6 protein-coding genes are annotated in these 5,013 nt (G+C 65.5%); 3 read left to right on the top strand and 3 right to left on the bottom strand.

Annotated elements, in window-relative coordinates:
- Positions 1 to 44: 44 nt before the first annotated feature.
- The gene (locus E8M83_RS16960) at positions 45 to 1,286 is read right to left on the bottom strand and encodes an acetylornithine/succinyldiaminopimelate transaminase (RefSeq protein ID WP_137174530.1); all 1,242 of its coding nucleotides are present in this window, start codon (positions 1,284 to 1,286) and stop codon (positions 45 to 47) included.
- A gap of 131 nt (positions 1,287 to 1,417) precedes the next feature.
- Positions 1,418 to 2,356, bottom strand: a complete 939-nt coding sequence (locus tag E8M83_RS16955; RefSeq protein ID WP_137174529.1) for a GlxA family transcriptional regulator — start codon at positions 2,354 to 2,356, stop codon at positions 1,418 to 1,420.
- Positions 2,357 to 2,533: 177 nt separating this feature from the next.
- Between E8M83_RS16955 and E8M83_RS16950 the strand changes: the two genes are divergently transcribed.
- The 3 genes from E8M83_RS16950 (at position 2,534) to E8M83_RS16940 (ending at position 4,239) form a co-directional block, all read left to right on the top strand.
- Complete coding sequence (locus tag E8M83_RS16950; protein ID WP_137174528.1) at positions 2,534 to 3,034, top strand: MarR family transcriptional regulator; 501 nt, start codon at positions 2,534 to 2,536, stop codon at positions 3,032 to 3,034.
- Positions 3,031 to 3,312 carry a hypothetical protein gene (locus E8M83_RS16945; RefSeq protein WP_137174527.1) on the top strand — a complete coding sequence of 94 codons (282 nt, stop codon included), beginning with the start codon at positions 3,031 to 3,033 and terminating at the stop codon, positions 3,310 to 3,312. The genes E8M83_RS16950 and E8M83_RS16945 overlap by 4 nt, the downstream gene beginning before the upstream one ends.
- Before the next feature lie 93 nt (positions 3,313 to 3,405).
- Positions 3,406 to 4,239 carry an HDOD domain-containing protein gene (locus E8M83_RS16940; protein ID WP_137174526.1) on the top strand — a complete coding sequence of 278 codons (834 nt, stop codon included), beginning with the start codon at positions 3,406 to 3,408 and terminating at the stop codon, positions 4,237 to 4,239.
- Between the two features lie 24 nt (positions 4,240 to 4,263).
- Here E8M83_RS16940 and E8M83_RS16935 read toward each other — a convergent pair.
- Positions 4,264 to 5,013 (bottom strand): IS1595 family transposase (locus E8M83_RS16935; RefSeq protein ID WP_137174525.1); only part of this gene is annotated, 750 nt, incomplete at its 5' end.

The following is a 5,013-nucleotide window of genomic DNA, read 5'->3' as shown; positions in this document are numbered from 1 at the left end:
GGCCCACCCTTGCAGGCGGGCCGGCCGCGACCGGTTATCGGGAATCAGGCGTTGGCAAATTCGGCCACCGCCGCCCGCATCAGGCGGTCGGCCTCGACGATCTGCTCGTCCGACACCACCAGCGCCGGCGCCAGGCGCACGACGTCCGGGCCGGCGATCAGGAGCATCAGGCCCAGCTTCTCGCACAGCTTGGTGTAGTCCTTCGAACGGCCCTTGAAGCCTTCGGCCATCGGCAGGCCGATGAGCAGGCCCATGCCGCGCGGCTGGCCGAACACCTGCGGATAGTCCGCCGCCAGTTGCTGCAGATTGGCCATGACCTTGGCGCTGGCTTCCTTGACGCGGCCCAGGAAGGCCGGCTGGTTGATGAGCTCCAGGACCTTCAGGCCGACGCTCGATGCCAGCGGGTTGCCGCCGTAGGTGGTGCCGTGGGTGCCCACCGCCAGGTACTGGGCGATCTCGTTGGTGGTCAGCATGGCGCCGATCGGATAGCCATTGCCCAGCGCCTTGGCCGAGGTCAGCACGTCCGGCTGCACGCCCATCTGCTCGTAGGCGAACAGGGTGCCGCAGCGGCCCATGCCCGACTGCACTTCGTCGAACACCAGCAGCGCGCCGGTCTTGTCGCAGAACTCGCGCAGCGCTTTCAGGTAGTCGGGATTGCCCGGGATGACGCCGCCCTCGCCCTGGATCGGCTCGACGATCACGGCCGCGACATCGTCGGTGATGGCGGCGCGCGCCGCTTCGATGTCGTTATAAGGGATGTGGGAGAGGTCTTGCGGCAGCGGCTCGAAGCCTTCGGTGTACTTCGGCTGGCCGCCGACCGAGACGGTAAACAGGGTGCGGCCGTGGAACGACGACAGGCAGGACACGATGCGCGACTTGTGCGGGCCGAACTTGCCGTGCGCGTACTTGCGCGCCAGCTTCAGGGCCGCCTCGTTGGCTTCGGCGCCCGAGTTGCAGAAGAACGCGCGCTCGGCGAAGGTGGCCGCGATCAGGGCCGAGGCCAGGCGCAGCACCGGCTCGTTGGTGTAGCCGTTACCGATGTGCCACAGGGTGTTCAGTTGCCTTGTCAGCGCTTCGTTTACTTCCGGATTGGCGTGGCCCAAGGCGGTGACGGCGATGCCCGAGGTGAAGTCGAGGTAATGCTTGCCTTCCTGGTCCCACAGGTCGAGGCCCGACGCGCGCACCGGCACCATCGCGGCCGGGGCGTAGGTCGGGACCAGGACCTCGTCGAAAGTCTGGCGGCTAACCGGCAGCGTGGCGATACCCGAATCAAGCTTTGCGTTCATGGCTTCTTCCTCATCCAATCAGTAGTAAAAGACGCGGGACAGATTCCCGCATGATCGGGCCATTATAGAAACGCTTCCTGACAACTTCTTTTAGAAGTGCGACAGGCATTTTCATTTTTGACGCTGCTTGACTATTGGGCAAGTTTTCGCTGGCGCTCTTCCCTTGGGGTATTGCCGAACAAGGCACCAAATGCCGTCGAGAAATGCGACCCCGACGAAAAGCCGCACATCAGCCCGACCTGCACGATCGAGTGATTGGTATCGAGCAGCAATTGGCGGGCACGGCGCAGGCGCAATTCGAGGTAGTAGCGCGACGGCAAGCTGCCCAGGTATTGCTTGAACAGGCGCTCCAGCTGGCGCCGCGAAATGCCCGATAACTGGGCGATGTCGTCGGTCGAGAGCGGTTCTTCGATATTCGCTTCCATCAGGGCCACCGCCTCGGACAGCTTGGGCTGCAACACCCCGAAGCGGGCCTGCAGCGCCACCCGCTGGCGCTCGTCCGGGCCGCGCACCCGGTCGATGCACAGGCTTTCCTTCACTTGCGCCTGGGGCCCGGCGCCGAACAGCAGTTCGACCAGGGTCAGGGCGAAGTCGATGCTGGCCGCGCCGCCGCAGCAGGTGAGGCGATTGGCGTCGAACTCGTACAGGTGGGGGCTCAGCAGGGCTTGCTCGGCCTGGGCGTTGACGTCCGGGTACAGGGCCCAGGGCAGCGCGGCGCGCGCGCCATGCAGCACGCCGGCATCGGCCAACCACAGCACGCCGGCCCCAACGCCGCCCCAGTACGGCGCGGCGCGGCAGCGCTCGACCAGGGCGCGCAGGTTGGCCGGCCGCAGGGCCGCCTCGGATTCATCGGCCACCAGCAGCACCAGGTGCCAGTGGCGCCCGGCGTCGCCCATGAATTTATCGGGGCCGCGCACGTCGACGTGCAGCCGCTCCGGTCCCAGCACCTTGGCCGCCAGGCGCAGCGGCTGGTACAGCCCGGACCAGGTCAGCGCATCGGGCTCGCCGGCGTTCACCAGCAGGACGCGCAGCGGCCGCTCCTGCGCCAGCTGGGACAGGTCAGGCTGCATCGCGGTCGATGATGGATGCCATGGCTGGCGAGGCGGACTCGCGACGGACGTGGTGAAAGGACATGGTCGTCTATCATACCGGAGAACAATAGAGCCGGTTCCGGGCCATCCATGCAGCTTGGGAGATATTGCGTAGCGGGCAACGGGAGACGCGGCGGACGGATATAATCCCGGCCCATGGGGGAACGATATCTAAAAAGCGTCCGGCTGCTCGCCGAGTGCATGCAGGGCTTCGAGCGCGTCTCGGGCGATGCGGTGCGCCAGAACGGGTTGACGCATGCCCAGTTCGATATCATCGCCACGCTGGGCAATACGGCCGGCATGAGCTACAAGAAACTGGGCGAACGCACCCTGATCACCAAGGGCACCTTGACCGGCGTCATCGAACGGCTGGAACAAAAAGGCCTGGTGCTGCGCGAACGCAGCTGCGACGACAAGCGATCGTTCTTCGTACGCCTGACGCCTGCCGGCGATCGGGTATTCTGCGATGTGTTCCCGAAAGTGATTGCACGTGGAAAAGAATTATTTACCGCTTATAGCGATGCCGACTTTGCCGCGCTGGAACAGGCCCTTGGCCTCTTGCGCACCCGCATCCGCGGCGACGGCGGCAGCGACACCGGCGCCGCGGCTGGCGACAGCCCGGCGCCCATCCCATCCCACCTGAAGGAAACGCCTTGAAAACCTCCCTCATCGACGGCAAGAAGCCGGCCCATTTCGACAAGCACATCATCGGCAACATCCTGCTCGACGTCGCCCCGCTGGACGAAGTCCGCGAGGAACCGATGCTGATCGGCGTGCGCAACGAAGCCGGCGAGATCTACCGCCTGATCGGCGCGGCCAAGCTCAACAGCTACATGAACGCGATGGAAGAGCTGCTCGACCTGGGCCTGGTCGACGAGCTGGAAAACCTGGAAGAGCAGAAGGAAGGCTGCGACGCCATCTTCAGCGAAGAGTGATCGGCGCCTTGGGGCGCCGGTCGCCAGCGCGATCGGTGCCCCAAGGCAATATATTTGCAGGCAGGCTGTCTCGATGGGGGTATAATTTTTTCCATGGACCACGTCTCCGCACTCGATAGCATCGCCGCCGAAGCTAGCCGCGGCGAACTTGCCTTCCCAACCAGCGTCAACGCCTCGCTGACCCTGCAGCGCGCGCTGGGCGAACCCGACTGCCATATCGACGCCGCCGCCCGCCTGGTGCAGGCCGAACCGCTGCTGGCGGCGCGCACGGTGGCGATCGCCAACTCGGTCGCGTATAACCGCAGCGGGCACGACGTCACCAATGTGCGCGCGGCAGTCCAGCGCGTGGGTTTCCGTACCCTGGGCGCGTTGGCGACCTCGGTCATCGTGCGCCAGCTGGCCAGCGAGATCCGCGATCCCGGCCTGCGCCACAAGGCCGATCAGTTGTGGGCCCACTCGGCCCATGTGGCGGCGCTCTCCCAGGTGATCGCGCGCCGGGTCTCTTTTGTCGATCCTGAAACCGCGCTCTTTGCCGGCATCGTGCATGAAGTCGGCGGCTTCTACCTGCTGTCGCGCGCCGAAGCCCTGCCCGGCCTGCTGGACGACAATCTCGACGCCTGGCTCGACCACGGCGAGGCCGCCATCGGCCGCGGGGTGCTGCACAAGCTGGGCGTGCCGGGCCCGGTGATGAGCGCGATCGAAGCGCTGTGGGACGGCATGCGCGCCTTGCCGCCCGAGACCCTGGGCGACACCCTGTTGCTGGCCAATGACCTGGCGCCACATCCATCTCCCCTGTTCCTGCCGCATGGCGCGACCACGCATGCGGCAGCGGCCACCATCGACTTCGTGTTCGGCGAAGGCACGCTCAAGGGCGTGCTGGAAGAATCGGGAGAAGAGGTCAAGAGCCTGACCGCGGCGCTGCTGTAGGCCAAAAAAGGGGCGCTGTGCGCGTTAATTCGTTATTTTCCGACGACAAATCGCGCACTGGATAATGGCGGTCAGCAATTGTGCTGGCGTCCGCAGTTCGCCGTCATCCAGGAAGCGCTGCCAGCCGGAGTAGTTCACCAGGTAGCGACTGGCGATGCCATTGAAACGCTTGATCCAGGTCTTGAACCGGGCATGCCAGCCATTGACGTTATTGAGGTGGATCGTGCCACGGGCCCTGATGCCGGCGCGCAGATTGACCGCTTCATGTGTGATACCGGCGTTTGAGGCGAAGACCCGGTAAGCCGCCGCCGAATCGCTGATCAGCAGCACGTCGGGCGCCAGCACGGGCCGCAAACAAGCGGTAAGCCGGGCGGCGCTGACCTGCCCACGACCAGTGTGAAAATCCAGCGTCTGCCTGCTCCGGTCGCGCGCGACGAGCAGGCACTCGTGTTCGCGGGTGATGCCGCGGCGCTTGGCCACACCGCCGCGCCGCCGTGGCGGTCGGTTCAGGTGGCGCGAGCCCTTCTGCGATTCCAGCATATAGGTTTCGTCCGCCTCGACCATGCCTTCAAGGCGCGCTGGACGCTTGTTGGCGGCGCCGGGAACGAAACGGTGGCGCCAGCGAAAACTGGTGGTGCGGTGCACGCTGACAAGCGCGGCAGCTGCGCGGACCGTGCGTGACTCAAGGACGCATTGCAGGTAGGGAAGCCAGGAGGCCTTCTTGCGCAGCCGCGCCAACGGCGTGTTGGTCAGTGCATTGTAGCTGCGCCGGCA

Source organism: Massilia sp. HP4, from assembly GCF_005222695.1.
In the GTDB taxonomy this organism is placed as follows: Bacteria; Pseudomonadota; Gammaproteobacteria; order Burkholderiales; family Burkholderiaceae_D; genus Telluria.
This window is presented reverse-complemented; position numbering and strand designations above follow the sequence as displayed.

Excerpts from the sequence above, each read along its gene's own strand:
- E8M83_RS16960 (WP_137174530.1), bottom strand. The coding sequence starts at position 1,286 with ATGAACGCAAAGCTTGATTCGGGTATCGCCACGCTGCCGGTTAGCCGC.
- E8M83_RS16955 (WP_137174529.1), bottom strand. The coding sequence starts at position 2,356 with ATGCAGCCTGACCTGTCCCAGCTGGCGCAGGAGCGGCCGCTGCGCGTC.
- E8M83_RS16950 (WP_137174528.1), top strand. The coding sequence starts at position 2,534 with ATGGGGGAACGATATCTAAAAAGCGTCCGGCTGCTCGCCGAGTGCATG.
- E8M83_RS16940 (WP_137174526.1), top strand. The coding sequence starts at position 3,406 with ATGGACCACGTCTCCGCACTCGATAGCATCGCCGCCGAAGCTAGCCGC.